We start from the raw sequence: 17,339 nt of genomic DNA, 5'->3' as shown, positions 1-17,339 counted from the left end.
GGTTTTGGTGGGGTAAAGAGCCGATGCGGGGCAGTTGGGCTTGCTGGGGTATGCTAGAATGAATACGCTACCTGCGTAAGCAAACTCAGTTCAACGGTTGGATCGTCTATACTGGCTCCGCCCAACTGCCCAAAAGTGTAGGTCCAGACCGGTTGAGCCAGCAGTGTGTACCGATTCATCAGTTTGTACTGTATGCCTGCCCCCAGCATCCCCAGGAAAACGGGGCGCGGTGCTGTTTTTAACCGCAGGTTCTGCGTTGGCTCCGCTCCCCGCGTCACTACCACCCGTCCTGTTAACGGTAAATCGACCATGAAACCCAGCGAAAAATAAGGGGACAGGCGTTTGCTGGATAAGGCATAGTTCAACAGAATCGGAAAGCGAATAACCCGGTTGCGGAGCGTTACGGTGCCCTCACCTGCCGAGGGCTGCCGAGCCTGCTGAGAGGCTATCGACTGATACCAGATACCCGACGAAACGGACCATCCGGGCGTGTATTCGTACCGGACGGATAAACCCGCCGAATAGCCCGTTGCCCAGCGGGGTCCATTTACGTACACCGGTTCTACGACTTGTCCATCGCTTTCGGGATAAAAAAAGCGGTATCGGTAAACGGTGCGGGCGAACGTTGGTGAACCGGTTGCCGATACGGATAGAGTCGGTTGCGCCCATGAAAAGGTACTGGTAAACAAAACGAGCGTAACGAGAAAAGCCAGCTTCCTGATCATAACGAAATGAGTCGTTCGGGACGGCAAGATACGCGTTCAACCAAATCCGACGGTTAACTTCGACCCAAATTACCGGTTATACTTGTCTGTCTTATGCTCTTTCTTGGTCTTAGCATCGTGCTGTCGGTGCTGTTACTGTTGAATTTTCGCTTATTTCCCCGCTACGAAGTCAATACGTTTCAGGCCATTGTGTTCAACTACCCGGTTTGTTTTCTAACGGGTTTGCTGTTGTTACCCGCTGGTCAGTCATTTAGTATTGATCTCTCTCAAACCTGGACCTGGCTGGCCCTTGGACTTGGGGTAGGTTTTATCCTGACGTTCATGCTGTCGGGGGCGTCTACACAGCGCATGGGCATCACGGTTACGTCACTGGCCAATAACCTCTCGCTGGTGATTCCGGTCTGCTTCAGTCTGTTCGTTTTTCAGGCGGGCAGTGCCGCTGCCGGCTTTGATGCGCTGAACTACCTGGGGCTGGGGCTGGCTATCGTCGCCGTGGTCCTGAGTACCTACAAAACGGAGCCGACTACAAGAGATACAGTCCAGACCCCCACTCGCCGACTGGGGCTGGCTGTGCTGTTACCCGTTGGCGTGTTCCTGTTGTATGGGGCCACCAACACCATGATCAACTACATGAATCTGCACTATATTCCTGCCGATAAAACGATTCAGGTCACGCTGACGATGGTGTTGGGAGCTGTTATAGCCGGGATACTAATGCTGGGAATCCGAATGATGCAGGGGAAGGAACAGTTTGACAGGAAGAGTTTGGCAGGGGCCGTTACGCTGGGGGTGCCTAACTTCCTGAGCTTTTATACCCTGCTGCTGGCGTTGACAGCCTTTGCCGGGAACGGGGCCTTCGTGTATCCCCTTTACAACATTGGTGTTATTCTGCTGGCGGCCCTGCTGGCCGCTTTGTTTTTTCGGGAGCACCTCTCCAGTGCCAATAAAATTGGGCTGGCCCTGGCCGTTGTGGCCATTGGCCTGATTTCGTGGCAGGAGCTGGCGAAGCTGATTCAGTAAACAACCGTATCGGCCTCCTTTTGGCGGTATCCTTACATTCTCCAGAACTCCTTTTCCATGCAATTAGTAGTCATCGTTATGTTGCTGTTGAGTGGACTAACGCTGTCATTCCATCAGCGTCAACCCGTACGGCCACCGGCGGCTCAGCCTAATATTCTCTGGATTACCTGCGAGGATATGTCCTATCACCTGAGCTGCTTTGGTGATAAACAAGTAAAAACACCCAACCTCGACCAGCTGGCCGCTGAGGGTGTTCGGTATTCGCACGTGTACTCCACGGCGGGGGTATGCGCACCCAGCCGGTCGTCCATCATTACGGGTATGTACCAGAATTCCATCGGTACGATGCACATGCGTACCCTCCAGGGCGACCCGTATCCGCATAAGTCGTCGCCCACAAAGTCGTACTCCGCTGTGCTGCCGGAGCTGGTGCGCTGTTTCCCGGAGTTTTTGCGGAAGGCGGGGTACTATTGTACCAACAACAGCAAGGAAGACTACCAGTTTGTGCCGCCCGTAACGGTATGGGACGAGAGCAACCCGGAGGCACACTGGCGGCAAAGGCCCCAGGCCAATAGTCCTTTCTTCTCCATTTTTAACCTGATGATCACGCATGAGTCGCAGGTGTGGATGCGGGAAAAAGAGCCGCTGCTGGTGAAACCGGAGGATGTAACCGTTCCCGTTTACTATCCGGATACCAAAACCGTCCGGCACGATATTGCCCGTAACCTGTCCAACGTAATGCGGATGGACTCCATCGTGGGTACGATTATCAGGCAGTTGAAAGACGATGACCTGTACGACAATACCATCATTTTTTTCTACTCCGACCATGGCGACGGACTACCATTTGTGAAGCGGGAAGTATATGACCGGGGCCTGCGGGTGCCGATGATTGTGCGGATTCCGGAGCAATTCAGGGTTAAGGGTAGTCGACTCGCCGGAAATGTGGAAGATCGGCTCGTTAGCTTTGTGGACCTGGCCCCAACGGTGCTCTCGCTGGCTGGCGTGCCGGTACCGGCCTACATACAGGGTCAGGCATTTCTGGGTGAGCAGGAAGCGCCATCGGCCCGGAAGTATATCTTTGCAGGTCGCGACCGGATGGATACCGAGCTGGACCGGGTGCGTACCGTGGGCGATGGCCGCTACAAATACTACCGGAATTTCATGCCCGAAAAACCGTATTACCAGAATATTGGCTACCGGCTCAGCATTCCCATGATGACCGAACTGCTGCAACTTCGGGATGCTGGTAAGCTGAACGCTACGCAGATGCGGTGGTTCCGGCAAACCAAACCCGCCGAAGAGCTTTGCGATACCCGGATCGACCCCAACGAGTTCATGAACCTGGTGAATACGCCCGGCTACAAGACCAAACTACAGGAGCTACGAAGCCAGATGGACGCCTGGCTGAAACGCGTGGGGGACAGGGCTGCTATACCCGAAGCCGAGATGGTGAAACAGATGTGGAACGGCGGCATTGAGCCACCCGAAACGGCTAAGCCTGAATTGCTCGTTTCCGGTAAAATAGTGGCCATACGTTGCGCCACGCCGGGGGCATCCATCGGCTATCAGCTAACGCATGGCGGCAGCCCGGTGAAGGGCTGGCGAGTGTACAGTGGCGAAAAATTAACGCTCCAGCCCGGCGAGTCGCTGCGGGTTGTTGCCCACCGCATTGGGTATATGCCGAGTGAAGAAGTTACCTTCAGTGAGTAACGTCGGTAACGAAAATTAGTTGGTGACAACCGGAACAGCCGGGCATAAAGAAGTATAGGCCGCTACAACACTGCTTATTTAGGGGTAAAATCGTCGCGCACTCTTAACCGAAATCATGAAACGTAAACGCCTTTATTCATTATCTATATCGTTGCTGGGGCTGGCGGCCCTGATTGCCTGCTGGCTGGTGGTACCGGGCTATACGGTCAAAAAAGCCGAAGCCCCTCCGCCATCCCGCCCCAATATTGTCTTCATTATTTCGGACGATCACACCTCCCAGGCCATCAGCTCCTATGGCAGCAAGCTAGCCAAAACGCCCAACATTGACCGGATTGCGAAGGAAGGGGCTATCCTGTACAATAACGTAGTCGCCAATTCCATCTGCGGCCCCAGCCGGGCCACCCTGCTGACGGGACAGTTCTCCCACCGGAATGGCTACAAATTAAACGAGAAAGTATTTGACATCAACCAGCCGGTATTCACCGAAGAGTTGCAGAAGAACGGCTATCAAACGGCCTGGATTGGAAAAATGCACCTGGGTAGCCTACCCCACGGCTTCGATTACCTGAATATACTACCGGGACACGGCCATTATTACAACTCCGATTTTGTCGACTCCAATAACAAGACGACCCGCCACATGGGCTACGTCACCGATGTTGTCACGAGTCTATCGACCGACTGGCTGGCGCACCGGGACACGGCAAAGCCCTTCTTTCTAGTCGTTGGTCATAAGGCAACGCACCGCGAGTGGCTCCCTGCCGCCGAAGATTTAGGGGCTTACGATAATGTGACGTTTCCGCTGCCCCCCAACTTTTATGATAACTACAAAGGACGCCTTGCCGCCCAGAAGCAGGATATGAGCATCGACAAAACCATGCGCCTGCCGGAGGACCTGAAAGTACACGTAGACTACGAGAAAAATGGTACGTACAATCGATTCACCCCCGAGCAGAAGAAGCCGTTTTACGACTACTACGAAACCAAGATCAGTAAAGAATTTGATGAAAAGAAGCTCAGCGGCAAGGCGTTAGTTGAATGGAAGTATCAGCGGTACATGAAAGACTATCTGTCGGTGGCCAATTCCCTGGACCGCAACATCGGCAAGTTGCTGGATTACCTGGATAAAAGCGGGTTGTCAAAAAATACCGTTGTCATCTACACCTCGGATCAGGGCTTTTACCTTGGCGAACACGGTTGGTTCGACAAGCGGTGGATTTACGAAGAGTCATTGAAAACGCCGTTCGTCATTCGCTATCCGGGCGTAATCAAACCCGGCAGTCGGGTGAACCAGGTGGTATCCAATGTCGACTGGGCTCCCACGCTGCTCAACCTGACTGGCACCACCATTCCCGCTTATATACAGGGAGAATCATTCCTGCCGGTGTTGAAAGGCGAAAAGAAAAACTGGCGCGATCAGGCGTATTATCATTATTATGAATACCCGCAGCCGCACCACGTATCGCCCCATTTTGGCCTGCGTACCAACCAGTACACCATAGCCCGTTTTTACGGCCCCGACAACTTCTGGGAGTTGTACGACATCAAAAAAGACCCGCAGAACATGCATAACCTGTACGGTCAGAAAGGCTACGAAACAATCACGGCCGACCTGAAAACGAAACTGGTACAGCAGATCAAAAAATACGAAGATGATGAAGCCCTAAAAATTCTGGAGAGCAACTAATGTAGTTGATCGGTATGGTCACTGCCTGATTTATCGTTTCTTAACTACGTAAGGACCGGTTGCCGGATACGTAATCTGACACCCGTGAGCCTTGTTTAGACCAATCAATTTCGGTACTTTCGTTTAAAAGCGGGTTAGAAATGAACCACCGATATGTCTGTTGCTGAAATAATCCATAAGGCAAAGCAATTAGAAGCAAAGAGCTTTGAAAAACTATACCAGACGCTGACAGCCCTTCGTGTTCAGCGGTATGGGCTTCCCGTGCTCGATGCAGCGGAATCTGCTTTGTTAGAGCGAATCAATCATGAATATGATGCTCAAAAATGGGAGCGACTACAATACCTCGATTGGAAAACAGAGTTTAGCGCGTTGAGTGAGGAAGAAGAGACAGAAGCGCTCCGGCTGGCGGAAGATTATGAGTCATTCAGCGTTGAACGGATAAAAGCCTTGTCGCAACTGGCCGTACTCCGTCAGGTTCCGTTGGATGAACTAATGAAACAGCTCGGCATCAATCTTGACGATGCCTAGATTCACTATTTCTCCTGCCGTACGGGAAGCAGTTATGTCGAGGGCTTCAAAATGCTGTGAATACTGCAAAAGTCAGGATAAATACTCTCCTACGGCTTTCACGATTGACCACGTTCAGCCACAGAGTTTGAATGGAACATCGGATGCCGATAATCTTGCCTATGCCTGCTTTCTCTGCAACCGGTTAAAATCAAATAAATCAAACGTTTTCGATCCAATCACTGAAAAATGGTTTCCGTTATTCTCGCCCCGTCAGGATACCTGGAATGAGCATTTTGCATGGAGTGAGGATGCTACGCAGATTATTGGTCTCACTGCCATTGGGCGTTGTACGGTGAAGGAACTCCGGCTTAACCGGGAAAAGTTGGTTGAATATCGACAGTGTATTATTTCGTTTGGGATGCATCCACCAGACAGTTGACGCAAGCAATGAAATGTAAGGTTGAAAAATTATTCAGCATGGCTATCTATACCAACACCGTAGCGGTAGCCGGCCTGTTAGCCATACTCTTGTCTGGCTGCCAGTCTACCAGTCAATCATCCGACGCGCAAACATCCATGGCCGTCGCTGACCCGGTTCGGGAAACCACAGCCTCCGGGGCCGATACCACCGGCATGGTCTGGATACCGGGTGGTCCGTTCTTGATGGGGGCCGACGAGTTTCCTGACTCAAGACCGGTCCATTCGGTTTCGGTAACAGGTTTCTGGATGGACGAACATGAAGTGACCAACGCGGAGTTTGCCCGGTTTGTAGCTGCCACCGGCTATAAAACCGTGGCGGAACAAGCCCCGAATCCGGCTGATTTTCCGGGCGTTCCGGTGGAGCAACTGGTGCCGGGGTCAGCGGTTTTTGCGCCTACAGCCCAGCAGGTATCGCTCGACAATCCGCTGCAATGGTGGGCCTACGTGAAGGGGGCCGACTGGCAGCATCCCAATGGCCCGGAGAGTACGACGAAAGGGCACGAAAACGAACCTGTGGTTCACGTTAGTTTCACCGATGCTGCGGCTTACGCCAACTGGGCGGGGAAACGACTGCCTACCGAAGCGGAATGGGAGTTTGCGGCCCGGGGCGGTAAAGAAAATCAAACCTACTATTGGGGTAACGAGCTGAAGCCCGGTGGTAAATGGATTGCCAACATCTACCAGGGGCACTTTCCGGATAAGAATACTACCGAAGACGGGTTTACGGGTGTCGCTCCCGTTCAGTCATTCGCGCCAAATCCGTACGGCCTGTACGATATGGATGGGAATGTGTGGGAGTGGTGCCAGGATTTTTACCGCCCGGACTACTACACAAAACTGGTTATAAACGACCCACAAGGACCTGCCGACAGCTACGACCCGGATGAGCCGGGTGCCGTGAAACGGGTGCAGCGGGGCGGCTCGTTTCTGTGCAGTGACGACTATTGTATTCGTTACAAAGCCGGGAGCCGGGGCAAAGGAGAAATAAACAGTGGCAGCAATAACCTGGGCTTTCGCTGCGTGCGCGATAAGTAGGGAACGGGCGGGGTCGGGGTTTGTCTGGGGTGTTGGCCCAAATTTTCACTAAAATTTCGTACCTTTGCGGCTTAATCTGAACAGCAAATCACACAATGGTATCGGTACAAAACGTCTCCCTCCGCTATGGAAAGCGGGTGCTTTTTGATGATGTCACCATAAAATTCACCTCCGGTAACTGCTACGGTGTTATTGGAGCTAATGGAGCGGGCAAATCAACTTTTTTGAAAATATTATCGGGCGAAATTGAAGCCCAAACCGGTTCGGTAAGTATGACTCCCGGCGAACGGATGTCGGTCCTGAACCAGAATCAGTCGGCCTTCGATGAGTTTCCGGTGCTGCAAACGGTGATTATGGGCAACAAACGCCTGTACGACATCTCGCAGGAGAAAGATATACTCTACGCCAAAGAAGATTTTATGGATGCCGATGGCGAGAAAGCCGCCGAACTCGAAACCGAATTTGCCGAGATGAACGGCTGGGATGCCGAATCGGACGCGGCCAGTCTGCTATCCGGACTAGGCATCAAAGAAGATCTGCACTACTCGCTGATGGGCGACCTCAATGGCTCCGAGAAGGTGCGGGTACTGCTAGCTCAGGCACTTTTCGGTAACCCCGACGTGCTGCTGCTCGACGAGCCGACCAACAACCTCGATGTGGAGTCGGTGGGCTGGCTCGAAAACTTCCTGGCTAACTTCAACAACACCGTTATCGTGGTCTCCCACGACCGCCACTTCCTGGACCAGGTCTGTACGCAGATTGTAGACGTTGACTTCAGCAAAGTCAAACTCTTCGCCGGTAATTACTCGTTCTGGTATGAATCGAGCCAACTGGCGCTGAAACAACGGCAGGATCAGAACAAGAAAACGGAAGACAAACGCAAAGAACTGGAGGAATTCATTCGTCGTTTCTCGGCCAACGCGTCCAAGTCGAAACAGGCAACAAGCCGGGGTAAACTACTCGAAAAACTGACGCTGGAGGATATTCAGCCGTCGTCACGGAAATACCCTTACGTCAATTTCAAACCCGAACGGGAACCCGGCGACCAGATTCTAACCGTCGAAAACCTGACTTACACGGCGGAGGATGGTACAAAACTGTTTGAAAACCTGTCGTTTACGGTCAATAAACACGATAAGATTTTCCTTTTTAGCCGAGATGGGCTGGCTGTTTCGGCATTGCTGGATATTCTGGCGGGCGAACGCAAAGCGGATTCCGGTACATTCAAATGGGGCATTACCATCACCGCGGCGTACTTTCCAACGGATTCAGAGAAAGAGAAATACTTTGAGACGGACCTGAACCTGGTGGACTGGCTCCGGCAGTATTCGGTAGAGAAAGACGAGAGCTTTATCCGGGGCTTCCTGGGTCGGATGCTCTTCTCGGGCGAAGAATCACTGAAGAAAGCAACAGTATTGAGCGGTGGCGAAAAGGTGCGGTGTATGTTATCGAAAATGATGCTGTCGGGGGCCAATACCCTGATGCTCGATGAACCGACTAACCACCTCGACCTGGAAAGTATCGAGTCGCTGAATAACGGTATGATCGATTTCAAAGGTCCGATTCTGTTCACCAGTCATGACCACCAGTTTGTGCAGACAGTGGCCAACCGCATTATCGAAATTACCCCGGCGGGTATTCTGGACAAGCTAATGACCTACGACGAATACCTCACCGACGACCGCGTAAAAGCACAGCGTGAGGAATTATACGAAGCCGTAGCGTAAGCAATGGAAAAAGGAATAAAAAAGCCGCGTCAGTTAATTCCTGACGCGGCTTTTTTGTATTTACCTTGCCTCTCCCGGACATAATGCGCAGCGATAAGTTCGGGCGTGGATAGGCCTGACAACGAGATATGAGCTTACGGATGAGCGGAGAGATAGTCAGGTGAAATCGACCCGGTAATATCCCCGAAGACTGATGGATCTTGTTGGAACTAGCTCAGTTCCATTTCCCAGTGCCTCACTGCGGAACGCCTAGTAATAGCAACACGGCATCAGTTGACAACGCTTCGAAGTCGACTTCACCATTATGTACGTTCGTCAGGCTTAGGCCATCCCACTGGTGCAGCAGCCGATTCTGCACCTCAAAAGCACCGCTCAGCACAAACACGAATACACCGTTTTCGAGCTGTCGGAGATGGTAATTATCCTCCGCCCGACCAGCGTACCGACCAATGAACCCCTGGCCTTGGGAATCAGCATCGTTGAGTGGAAAGAGGGACAGGAGTTTGTTGTCAACGGTTAAGTCAACAGGCATCTGGGTAATAGTGGGCGTAAAGGCGGGTGAGGAATTCGTGAGCCATATTTCCAGATAATTAATGGATTCTGTTTCGTAGGGATTGTTGATGGTGTAGTCCATGCCGCTGCTCAACGAAAAAAGCTGCGCCTGTCCGGTTTCCAGGAAGCCATTGCCTATCGTGCTTTTGTACTCCAGTCCTCCCAAAAGCGGTAGAATGAGTACATCCGTAGGCTGTTCCACCCGCATTGTTACCCCACGCCCGGCTGTGAGGGAATTATCATTCAGCACCCGCAACGTGCCGAAGGGTTCGCGGGCTTCGGCGGTGTACAGCCCAAAATTGAATACATGGTAACTGCGAAAGAAGTCAGTTTGCGAACACCCGCGTTGATCGGAAAGGTAGAGTTGGGCCTGCGTTAATGTATCCATTTTTGCTTTTGGTTTAGGGTGGAACCGCTCTGGATTAGCGATCACTCGAGTTCTGGTGTGCCTGTTTCCGGCGAAGCATACTGTTTACGAAAATAAAACCGGGGAATCAGGACAAAATAGTCAAGGTAAAAAAACAGGATTACCAGTGCGTAGGAAAGCATATTCTGCTGTTCGTGCGGATTGCACGGCAACTCGGCCAGTTTGCTCAGGCCATCGTTGGCGGAGAGGTAAGGCAGGGCAGGAACAGGATACAGCCCAGGCCATGAATAGCCAGGATGGCGAGCCATTTGTTCATACCCATAAATTGCGGTACAACAGGTAATTTTGATTAGATACTATTCAGAATTGGAACGAACAGGCCGAATGTACCGATATATGAACCGGTTAGCCGGTAACAGGCCGTTGTTTCACTTATTGATAATGCAGGCAGGAACTGTGCTTTTTAGGTACTAATTGATTAATTAATATGAATTTACCATTAAATAATGTGCGTTGACCGTTCGCTCAGTTTAACGAATAATCGACATTGGGCACACCTTATTTTCGTACTAGCCGGGGCATTCCGCTCACGGCTATAAACCCGTTAACACATCATTGCCCAATGAAAAAGCAAACCAAAACTACGGCGCCAACGGATGAATCGTCGAGCGCACAGAGCCAGAGTGTTCTGATTGAGATGCGGGTACCTCAGGCCGAATCTATGCTGGGAGCCGCTGTGCGGGCCGGTACACTTGCCTCTACGATGGGCTTCGTTATCGACTCCGACTTTAGTCCGGTGCCCGTAAGGCCGTCAAACACGCAACGGATGGAAATGCTGGCCGCCGGCGAAGATAACGAACACATCGTGGTGAAATCATCCCTGACGGATGCCCAGCGCAAGGAAGCAATGGCTAATCCGAATGTGGTTGAGATCTGGTCAGACCCGATCATTGAACCCATTGCCTGCCCCATACCCCCCTGCGATTGCTCGCCGACCACACCAAAAGGCATCATTACCGATGTGGCCAATTACTTAGGCGTCAATCAGATATGGAGTGCCGGTAGGCGGGGGGAAGGGATTGTAGTAGGCGTTGTAGATGGGGGGATTACCGCCACCGGCCGACCATTAGCAGCGGGTGAAACCCCAACCCGTACCATCAATAACGTGATTGGGGGCTGGCCCACGGCTAACTGGGGCACGCGGGGGGCATCGTGGAGTTATCATGGCAATATGTGTTCGACCGATGTGCTGGGTATGGCGCCCAACTGCCGCATTTACGACCTGCGCATTGCCGATGCCTCCTCTACGGTAGGCGTTGTTTCCAACGCACTTCAGGCGTTTCAATGGGCCATCAACCAGCACCGGCTCAATGGCACACCGCACATACTGACCAATAGCTGGGGCATTTTTAACACGGCTTCCGCACCCGATTACGCCAGCAATCCCAACCACCCATTCACCCGTAAAGTGGTCGAGGCAATCGACGAGGGTATTATCGTACTGTTCGCGGCTGGTAACTGCGGGGATACCTGCCCCGACGGGCGTTGCGCCACCAGTGGCCCTGGTAATAGCATTTGGGGTGCCAATGGCCACCCGCGGGTGATGACGGTAGGAGCTGTCAACAAAAACGAGCAGTTTGTAGGGTACAGTAGCCAGGGCCCCGCTTCCCTCGACCCGCACAAACCCGATTTTTGCAGTATTACCCACTTCACGGGCTACTTCACGTCCGACAGTGGTACATCGGCTGCCACGCCAATTGCGGCTGGTGTGTGCGCCCTGCTCAAGCAGGCTAAGCCGTCGGCAACACACAACAGCATCAAAGCAGCCCTGATTGCTACGGCCAAAGACATTGGCCCGGCTGGCTGGGATCAGCATTCGGGAGCGGGTATCATCGGGGCCAAACGGGCTTACGACCGGCTCACGAAATTGCTTATCAAAGAGGCTAAAATCGAGAAGATCGAAAAAAAGGAAATTAAAGAAATTAAACTTGAAAAGAACGAGATTAAAGAAACAAAAAACGAGAAACTCGAATTGTTCGAGAACAAACGACTGAAAGACCTGCGCGACGTAATAAAGCGCGTTCCGGAAGGTCCGATTCCTCTACCAGACCCGTTTCGTGACCCCATTCGCAACCCAGTTATACCGGGTCAGTCGATGGAATCATCCGGAGCAGAGAGTGGTGATCTGGCCAGCCGGGTTGCTCAACTCGAAGCGTACGTACAAACGCTGGATACCTTTATCAGCACCGACATGCGCCCTGATCTAAGCCAGGGAGCGCTGTCTAACGAAGACGATTTACAGTCCGGGCAGAGCGTAGCCGACCAACTCACCAAAGAAGCCAACGATGCCATGATGAACAAAATGAATCACGACAACGCAGCCCGATAAACAGACGGTTTATGGTTTTCAGCTGCGCAGAGCGGTCAGGAGAAATGCCCCCCCCGTTTGCTGAACTTCACTGAAAACCATAAACCGTAAACTGAAAACGCTTATGCTTCTAATTCTCTGCCATTTGCAGGATGTTGATGCGGTTTGGTTGTGCCAGCGGCTGCGGCAGACTGACCCCGACAGGCCCGTACTGATCCTTAGTATGGACGAATTGCTGTTTGCCCGTGAGGTCAGGCATACGCTTGGGCGGGAGGGCAATGATTTTTCGATTACCCTGCAAAATGGCCGGCGTATTGAAAAGGACGATGTGTCAATCGTTATCAATCGGTTGTATCACCTCGATCCGGTTGTTTGGAAACAAACCGACCCTCGTCAATACCAGTATGTTTCACAGGAAATCAATGCCTTGTACCTGAGCCTGTTGCATACGCTGGGAGCCGACCGGTTATACAATCCGCCCACGCCCGTCTCGCTGGGAGGGCGGCATCTGGCACCCGCCGAGTGCCAACTGCTGGCCGCGCGGGCTGGTTTGCCCATTCCGCCAGAATGGCCCCCGCCCGAAAGCCCTCAGTCTGTTGGGCCTGCTATACCCGATGCGCGTGTGCTGGTACTGGATGGTCAACTGCTGGGAAGTGTGCCACCGGGCATAACGGCCGAAGCCTGTCTTACCCTGGCCCAGCAGAGCGGGGCTAACCTGCTCGAACTACATTTTATGCGGCAGGATGCCACCTGCGTATTCGTAGGGGCAACGGTGTTTCCCACTTTCCACCACTATGGTGATGAACTGATTCATCTCCTCCTAAACCGAACGACCAATGGTTCTGACCTGGGGCATACCGAGCGAATCGCCCATCCGGCGTTTGCTTGATGAACTCGACGTACTTGGGCAGCCGTATGTGGCGGTTAGTCAGCGTCACTTTGCCGAAACCGATTTAAAACTGACGATAGATACTGTTGGTAACCTGGGCGGCACCCTCACCTACCAGGGGCAAGCCTACCCGCTGACTGAAATAACCGGGGTTTACCTGCGTTTGGTGGACGATGAGGTGCTGCCTGAATTTCAGCAGCTTTCCGCCGACGACCCGCTGCGGATACACACCCGGCGGTTGATGCAGCACCTGAGTGTGTGGGCCGAATGGTCGGGATGCCGGTTGGTCAATAGTATGCCGGCGATGGCTTCCAATAACTCAAAACCGTATCAGGCGCAGTTCATCCAGCAACACGGTTTTTTGACGCCCGATACGCTGATTACGAACAATCCAGACCTGGTGACGGATTTCTGTGAACGCCATAAAAATCGGGTTATTTATAAGTCCATTAGTGGGGTGCGGTCCATCGTTCAAGCCTGGAACCCCCGAACGGATGCCGAAAAATTAGTCCTCATCCGCCATTGTCCAGTGCAATTTCAGGAGTAGGTAGATGGCTTCGATGTGCGGGTACACGTTATTGGCGAACTGGTCCTGGCCACGCGCATTACGGCGCAGGCTACCGATTACCGCTATGCCCTCCAGCAAACCGGCGAATCGGCCACGTTGACTCCCTACGAACTGGAGGCCGATGTGGCGGCTAACTGCGTAAGTTTGTCACAGGCACTGAGCTTGAATTTTTCGGGCATCGACCTGCGGATTAGCCCAACGGGGGAGGTATATTGTTTTGAAGTAAACCCCTGCCCGGCCTATACTTATTACGAATCGTACACCAGCCAGCCCGTTGCTGCCTGGCTGGCCGAATACCTCTCCGGGCACGATAATTACTACCGGCGCGTTTGGAATTTGTAAACGAAAAATGGGAACGAAAGACGCAGTTGGAACGGTGTAAGAAGCAGGCGCAATCAGTAAATTTTCTCTGCTAATTAGCAGTAGTGTACCTCTTTTTTACCGTTCTCCCTGCATCGTTCTCTTATTTAACCAGCTAACCCAGATGCCACAAACTACGTTCACCCTTACCAAACGCGAAGGCGACCGGACCCTGCGGGCCGAAACGGAGGCCGACCTGAGCAAAGATGACCTGGCTGCCTTGCTGGATGAACTCAAAGCGCACGGCTCCCCCGAGTTCGGCGAGTTTGCCACAATTTACGTTGCCCCGGACGAGTACACGCTACACGTTAAGGACCAGAGCATTCCGTTGAAGCCGCAGTTTTTCCCAACCCGGTACAGCCATATTATCAATGAATTGACCAGTAAACTGGCGTAGTCCGGTGCGTGTTTCCTTGGATTTTTGCCGACCTGTCCGCCCGGAAGAAGATTGAGCTTGTCCGCAAAAGCTGACTCGTTCAACAACGAACACGCGGTCGGCCTTTTATAGATTAGCTGCGCAACGCGTTCAATAAAATACGTCGACGAAAAGAATCAGTCGTTTTTATAACCTGTCCGTTCAGTCGCTGGTTATAAGGCTGACCATTCATTACGTATTACTGAACATGCAATCATTCGATCTTATAGTTATCGGGACGGGTTCGGCCGGGAAAACAGTGGCCCAAACCGTTCGGAAGGCGGGTAAAACCGTAGCCATTATTGATAAGCAACCGTTTGGGGGCACCTGCTCCCAGCGGGGTTGCGACCCCAAAAAGGTTCTGGTGGGAGCCGCGGAACTGGTAGACCGGGTGGAGCAGATGCTGGGAAATGGCCTCAAATCAAAAGCTGTCATTACCTGGCCAGACCTGATGCAGTTCAAGAAAACCTTTACGGACGATATTCCGGAAGACACCGAAGCTCAATTTGCCAAACAGGGCATCACGACGTTTCACGGTACGGCCACGTTCCTGACCAAAAATACCATCAGCGTAGGGGGTGAAACGTTGCAGGCCAGCCACATCGTTATTGCCACCGGACAGCGACCACAACCGCTTGCTATTCCTGGCGAAGAACTGCTGACGGATAGTACCGGCTTCCTGGATATACCCCAGTTACCCAAAAAAGTTGTGCTGATTGGCGGGGGCTATATTTCGATGGAATTTGCCCACATTGCCGCCCGGGCGGGGGCCAAAGTGACTGTCATTCATCAGGGGAAACGACCCCTCGAAAACTTCGATGCTGATTTGGTTGGTCTGCTGGTGAAAGCGTTAAAGGCTGTTGGCATCAAGTTTATTTTCAACGCCAAAGTAACGGCTGTAGCAGGCCGGGAGGGTGAACTAACAGTTCATTACGAGCAAAAAGGTAAGTCCCATACGGTTTCGGCAATGATGGCGGTTCACGGAGCCGGACGCGTGGCCGATGTAGCGGAACTGGATTTGGGGGAAGCCAGCGTTACCGTCGATAAAAAAGGCATTGTGGTTAATAAATACCTCCAGAGTGAGTCGAACCCGGCCATTTATGCCTGTGGGGACGTCTCTAATAAGGGGCTGCCTCTTACGCCCCTGGCCTCGTACGAAGGACGAATTGTGGCCGAAAATATTCTAAATGGGAACAAGCAAACCTTCACCGATAATCCCATTCCGTCGGCTGTGTTTACGGTGCCAATGCTGGCTTCCGTTGGCCTGACGGAAAAGGAAGCCAAAGAAGAAAAACTTTCAGTGACGGTAACGGTTCAGGAGACGTCCGACTGGTACACCAGCCAACGGATTGGTGAACCGTTCAGTGGGTTTAAGACGCTCGTTGACAAAAAAAGCGGGCAGCTGGTAGGGGCACATCTACTGGGAGCGGGCAGTGATGAACTCATCAACCTGTTCACACTGGCAATAAAGTACGGCATACCGGCAACGGAATTAGGCGAAACACTGTTTGCCTATCCCACGCGTGGCTCAGATATTAGTTCGATGCTTCCAAAGTGACCCGAACAAACCGTTAGCCCACAAACCCAATCCTGAGGTGTGAGCCGTCGCAGTAGGGTTTGTTGCTGCTGGCTCCGCACCGGCAAAAAGCAGTGACTTTGTTTTTCCGGGTTTCATGTCCACTGGCATCTTTTATGCGCAGGTTACCGTACACCAGCAAAGAGCCGTTAGGTACCGGCTCCACAAGGCTTTCGGCCTGTACGTCTTCGGAGTTGATGCCGTCTTCATTCCGGTAATAACTCAGTGCTTTTGATGGGCAGCGGTCTACCTGTTCGGCAATGCGTTCTGTGCTGGCCCCGTCCATTTTGACCCAGGGCCGCTCTTTCGGGTTGAATACCTGGCTTAACTGGGTCCAGCACACTTTGGAATGAATGCAGACGCTGGGTTTCCAGACTACGGTAATTTCACCGTTGGTATAGGTTTTCGTTATGTCGGGCGTTTCGCTCATCGTGGTCTTGATGTTTATATCAGCTGATAAGTTCAATACTACTGGTGGCTCCCAGTCGGGCATCATCGACCAGAATGGTATCAAAATCAATGGGATTCTGCAAGAGTCGATGTATGGGGCAGCGGTCGGCTATCTCGAGCAGACGGGCGCGTTGCTCCTGGTCGAGGTCGCCGTTCAAAATGAGTTGAATCGAGAACAAAGACCGCTTCGTGACCGGGTCATTGGTATAGTCGACATGGACAACGGCCGAATCGAGCGGCCAGTTTTTTCGGTCGGCATACATCCGCAGGGTCATAACAGTGCAGGCAGCCAGCGAACCTGCCAGTAACTCACCCGGCTTCATACCTTTATCTCCACCGCCCACGTCGGCTGGTTCGTCGGCAACAATAACCTGCGTACCCGTTGTCAGGTGCGTTTCGTAAGGTGTTCGTTCAATGCGGGCAGTAATGGTAGGCATGCTTCAGTTGGTTAGTCTGTGAATTGGTGCGTTGGTTAGTCAGGTAATCAGTAAAAGACAGAACAAGTCATCTGGTAGCTGACTACCCAATTGACTGGTCTCAGACGCTAGTGCAAGCTATGCCCTTTAGGGCAAGGCTTTAGCTTCTACAAATGTGGGCTAAATTTGGGGATGCAAACTCTACGAAAAGGTAGTCATAGTGTTCACCAACTACAGGCTCATATCGTGTGGAGCACCAAGTATCGGTACGAAGTGTTGCGGGGCGATATTNAAGTACGTTGCCGGGAATTAATTCGTCAGACTTGCGATACACTGGATGTTCAGATTTTAAAGGGTGTTGTGAGTAAAGATCATATTCACCTTCACGTAAGTTATCCGCCCAAGTTGAGTATCAGTGACATGTTGAAACGGTTGAAGGGCCGCAGTGCTAAAGTCTTACTGGAAGAGTATTCAGAACTTA

At 52.2% G+C, this 17,339-nt stretch carries 19 protein-coding genes; 14 read left to right on the top strand and 5 right to left on the bottom strand.

Annotated elements, in window-relative coordinates; translation table 11 throughout:
- Positions 1–53 precede the first annotated feature (53 nt).
- Positions 54–725 carry an outer membrane beta-barrel protein gene (locus B156_RS0117835; protein ID WP_018621138.1) on the bottom strand — a complete coding sequence of 224 codons (672 nt, stop codon included), beginning with the start codon at positions 723–725 and terminating at the stop codon, positions 54–56.
- A 93-nt stretch (positions 726–818) separates the two neighbouring features.
- Between B156_RS0117835 and B156_RS0117830 the strand changes: the two genes are divergently transcribed.
- From B156_RS0117830 to B156_RS0117800, 7 genes are all read left to right on the top strand, one after another.
- Positions 819–1,745, top strand: a complete 927-nt coding sequence (locus B156_RS0117830) for a hypothetical protein (RefSeq protein ID WP_018621137.1) — start codon at positions 819–821, stop codon at positions 1,743–1,745.
- A gap of 57 nt (positions 1,746–1,802) precedes the next feature.
- On the top strand, positions 1,803–3,458 hold the full coding sequence (locus B156_RS0117825; RefSeq protein WP_026260890.1) for a sulfatase family protein: 1,656 nt from the start codon (positions 1,803–1,805) through the stop codon (positions 3,456–3,458).
- A gap of 115 nt (positions 3,459–3,573) precedes the next feature.
- On the top strand, positions 3,574–5,145 hold the full coding sequence (locus B156_RS0117820) for a sulfatase family protein (RefSeq protein WP_018621135.1): 1,572 nt from the start codon (positions 3,574–3,576) through the stop codon (positions 5,143–5,145).
- Between the two features lie 153 nt (positions 5,146–5,298).
- Positions 5,299–5,673, top strand: coding sequence for a hypothetical protein (locus B156_RS0117815; protein ID WP_018621134.1), 375 nt, complete (start codon positions 5,299–5,301; stop codon positions 5,671–5,673).
- Entirely contained in the window at positions 5,666–6,094 is a 429-nt protein-coding gene (locus tag B156_RS0117810) for an HNH endonuclease (RefSeq protein WP_018621133.1), read from the top strand. The genes B156_RS0117815 and B156_RS0117810 overlap by 8 nt, the downstream gene beginning before the upstream one ends.
- A gap of 38 nt (positions 6,095–6,132) precedes the next feature.
- Positions 6,133–7,170 carry a formylglycine-generating enzyme family protein gene (locus tag B156_RS0117805; protein ID WP_040585920.1) on the top strand — a complete coding sequence of 346 codons (1,038 nt, stop codon included), beginning with the start codon at positions 6,133–6,135 and terminating at the stop codon, positions 7,168–7,170.
- Positions 7,171–7,265: 95 nt separating this feature from the next.
- On the top strand, positions 7,266–8,897 hold the full coding sequence (locus tag B156_RS0117800; RefSeq protein WP_018621131.1) for an ABC-F family ATP-binding cassette domain-containing protein: 1,632 nt from the start codon (positions 7,266–7,268) through the stop codon (positions 8,895–8,897).
- A gap of 235 nt (positions 8,898–9,132) precedes the next feature.
- Here the strand turns inward: B156_RS0117800 and B156_RS0117795 are convergent, their stop codons facing one another.
- A complete protein-coding gene (locus tag B156_RS0117795) occupies positions 9,133–9,837 on the bottom strand; it encodes a pirin family protein (protein WP_018621130.1) in 705 nt (234 codons plus the stop codon).
- Positions 9,838–9,878: 41 nt separating this feature from the next.
- Complete coding sequence (locus B156_RS0117790; protein WP_018621129.1) at positions 9,879–10,124, bottom strand: hypothetical protein; 246 nt, start codon at positions 10,122–10,124, stop codon at positions 9,879–9,881.
- 314 nt (positions 10,125–10,438) lie between these two features.
- Between B156_RS0117790 and B156_RS0117785 the strand changes: the two genes are divergently transcribed.
- The 6 genes from B156_RS0117785 to B156_RS0117765 all read left to right on the top strand — a co-directional run bounded on the left by B156_RS0117785 (position 10,439) and on the right by B156_RS0117765 (position 15,974).
- Complete coding sequence (locus B156_RS0117785; protein WP_018621128.1) at positions 10,439–12,205, top strand: S8 family peptidase; 1,767 nt, start codon at positions 10,439–10,441, stop codon at positions 12,203–12,205.
- A 103-nt stretch (positions 12,206–12,308) separates the two neighbouring features.
- The gene (locus B156_RS0117780) at positions 12,309–13,073 is read left to right on the top strand and encodes a hypothetical protein (RefSeq protein ID WP_018621127.1); all 765 of its coding nucleotides are present in this window, start codon (positions 12,309–12,311) and stop codon (positions 13,071–13,073) included.
- On the top strand, positions 13,021–13,620 hold the full coding sequence (locus B156_RS32230) for an ATP-grasp domain-containing protein (protein ID WP_018621126.1): 600 nt from the start codon (positions 13,021–13,023) through the stop codon (positions 13,618–13,620). Before B156_RS0117780 ends, B156_RS32230 begins: the two co-directional genes overlap by 53 nt.
- 15 nt (positions 13,621–13,635) lie before the next feature.
- A complete protein-coding gene (locus B156_RS32225; RefSeq protein ID WP_018621125.1) occupies positions 13,636–13,983 on the top strand; it encodes an ATP-grasp domain-containing protein in 348 nt (115 codons plus the stop codon).
- A 142-nt stretch (positions 13,984–14,125) separates the two neighbouring features.
- Complete coding sequence (locus B156_RS0117770; protein WP_018621124.1) at positions 14,126–14,398, top strand: hypothetical protein; 273 nt, start codon at positions 14,126–14,128, stop codon at positions 14,396–14,398.
- 226 nt (positions 14,399–14,624) lie between these two features.
- Positions 14,625–15,974, top strand: coding sequence for a dihydrolipoyl dehydrogenase family protein (locus B156_RS0117765; protein ID WP_018621123.1), 1,350 nt, complete (start codon positions 14,625–14,627; stop codon positions 15,972–15,974).
- Positions 15,975–15,987: 13 nt separating this feature from the next.
- Here the strand turns inward: B156_RS0117765 and B156_RS0117760 are convergent, their stop codons facing one another.
- The gene (locus B156_RS0117760) at positions 15,988–16,422 is read right to left on the bottom strand and encodes a (4Fe-4S)-binding protein (protein ID WP_018621122.1); all 435 of its coding nucleotides are present in this window, start codon (positions 16,420–16,422) and stop codon (positions 15,988–15,990) included.
- A gap of 19 nt (positions 16,423–16,441) precedes the next feature.
- Complete coding sequence (locus B156_RS0117755; RefSeq protein WP_018621121.1) at positions 16,442–16,879, bottom strand: OsmC family protein; 438 nt, start codon at positions 16,877–16,879, stop codon at positions 16,442–16,444.
- 171 nt (positions 16,880–17,050) lie between these two features.
- Here B156_RS0117755 and tnpA point away from each other — a divergent pair.
- Positions 17,051–17,339: IS200/IS605 family transposase (gene tnpA, locus B156_RS0117750; RefSeq protein WP_026260889.1), on the top strand; the 289-nt coding region annotated here is incomplete at its 3' end.

Source organism: Spirosoma luteum DSM 19990 (assembly GCF_000374065.1).
Taxonomy (GTDB): domain Bacteria; phylum Bacteroidota; class Bacteroidia; order Cytophagales; family Spirosomataceae; genus Spirosoma; species Spirosoma luteum.
The sequence above is the reverse complement of the archived record's forward strand: the minus strand, read 5'-3'. Positions and strand labels throughout refer to the sequence as shown.

Coding starts and splice junctions, on each gene's coding strand:
- B156_RS0117760 (WP_018621122.1), bottom strand. CDS start 16,422: ATGAGCGAAACGCCCGACATAACGAAAACCTATACCAACGGTGAAATT.
- B156_RS32230 (WP_018621126.1), top strand. CDS start 13,021: ATGGTTCTGACCTGGGGCATACCGAGCGAATCGCCCATCCGGCGTTTG.
- B156_RS0117820 (WP_018621135.1), top strand. CDS start 3,574: ATGAAACGTAAACGCCTTTATTCATTATCTATATCGTTGCTGGGGCTG.
- B156_RS0117780 (WP_018621127.1), top strand. CDS start 12,309: ATGCTTCTAATTCTCTGCCATTTGCAGGATGTTGATGCGGTTTGGTTG.
- B156_RS0117825 (WP_026260890.1), top strand. CDS start 1,803: ATGCAATTAGTAGTCATCGTTATGTTGCTGTTGAGTGGACTAACGCTG.
- B156_RS0117755 (WP_018621121.1), bottom strand. CDS start 16,879: ATGCCTACCATTACTGCCCGCATTGAACGAACACCTTACGAAACGCAC.
- B156_RS0117765 (WP_018621123.1), top strand. CDS start 14,625: ATGCAATCATTCGATCTTATAGTTATCGGGACGGGTTCGGCCGGGAAA.
- B156_RS0117805 (WP_040585920.1), top strand. CDS start 6,133: ATGGCTATCTATACCAACACCGTAGCGGTAGCCGGCCTGTTAGCCATA.
- B156_RS0117790 (WP_018621129.1), bottom strand. CDS start 10,124: ATGGCTCGCCATCCTGGCTATTCATGGCCTGGGCTGTATCCTGTTCCT.
- B156_RS0117795 (WP_018621130.1), bottom strand. CDS start 9,837: ATGGATACATTAACGCAGGCCCAACTCTACCTTTCCGATCAACGCGGG.
- B156_RS0117770 (WP_018621124.1), top strand. CDS start 14,126: ATGCCACAAACTACGTTCACCCTTACCAAACGCGAAGGCGACCGGACC.
- B156_RS0117815 (WP_018621134.1), top strand. CDS start 5,299: ATGTCTGTTGCTGAAATAATCCATAAGGCAAAGCAATTAGAAGCAAAG.
- B156_RS0117830 (WP_018621137.1), top strand. CDS start 819: ATGCTCTTTCTTGGTCTTAGCATCGTGCTGTCGGTGCTGTTACTGTTG.
- B156_RS0117810 (WP_018621133.1), top strand. CDS start 5,666: ATGCCTAGATTCACTATTTCTCCTGCCGTACGGGAAGCAGTTATGTCG.
- B156_RS0117835 (WP_018621138.1), bottom strand. CDS start 725: ATGATCAGGAAGCTGGCTTTTCTCGTTACGCTCGTTTTGTTTACCAGT.
- B156_RS0117785 (WP_018621128.1), top strand. CDS start 10,439: ATGAAAAAGCAAACCAAAACTACGGCGCCAACGGATGAATCGTCGAGC.
- B156_RS0117800 (WP_018621131.1), top strand. CDS start 7,266: ATGGTATCGGTACAAAACGTCTCCCTCCGCTATGGAAAGCGGGTGCTT.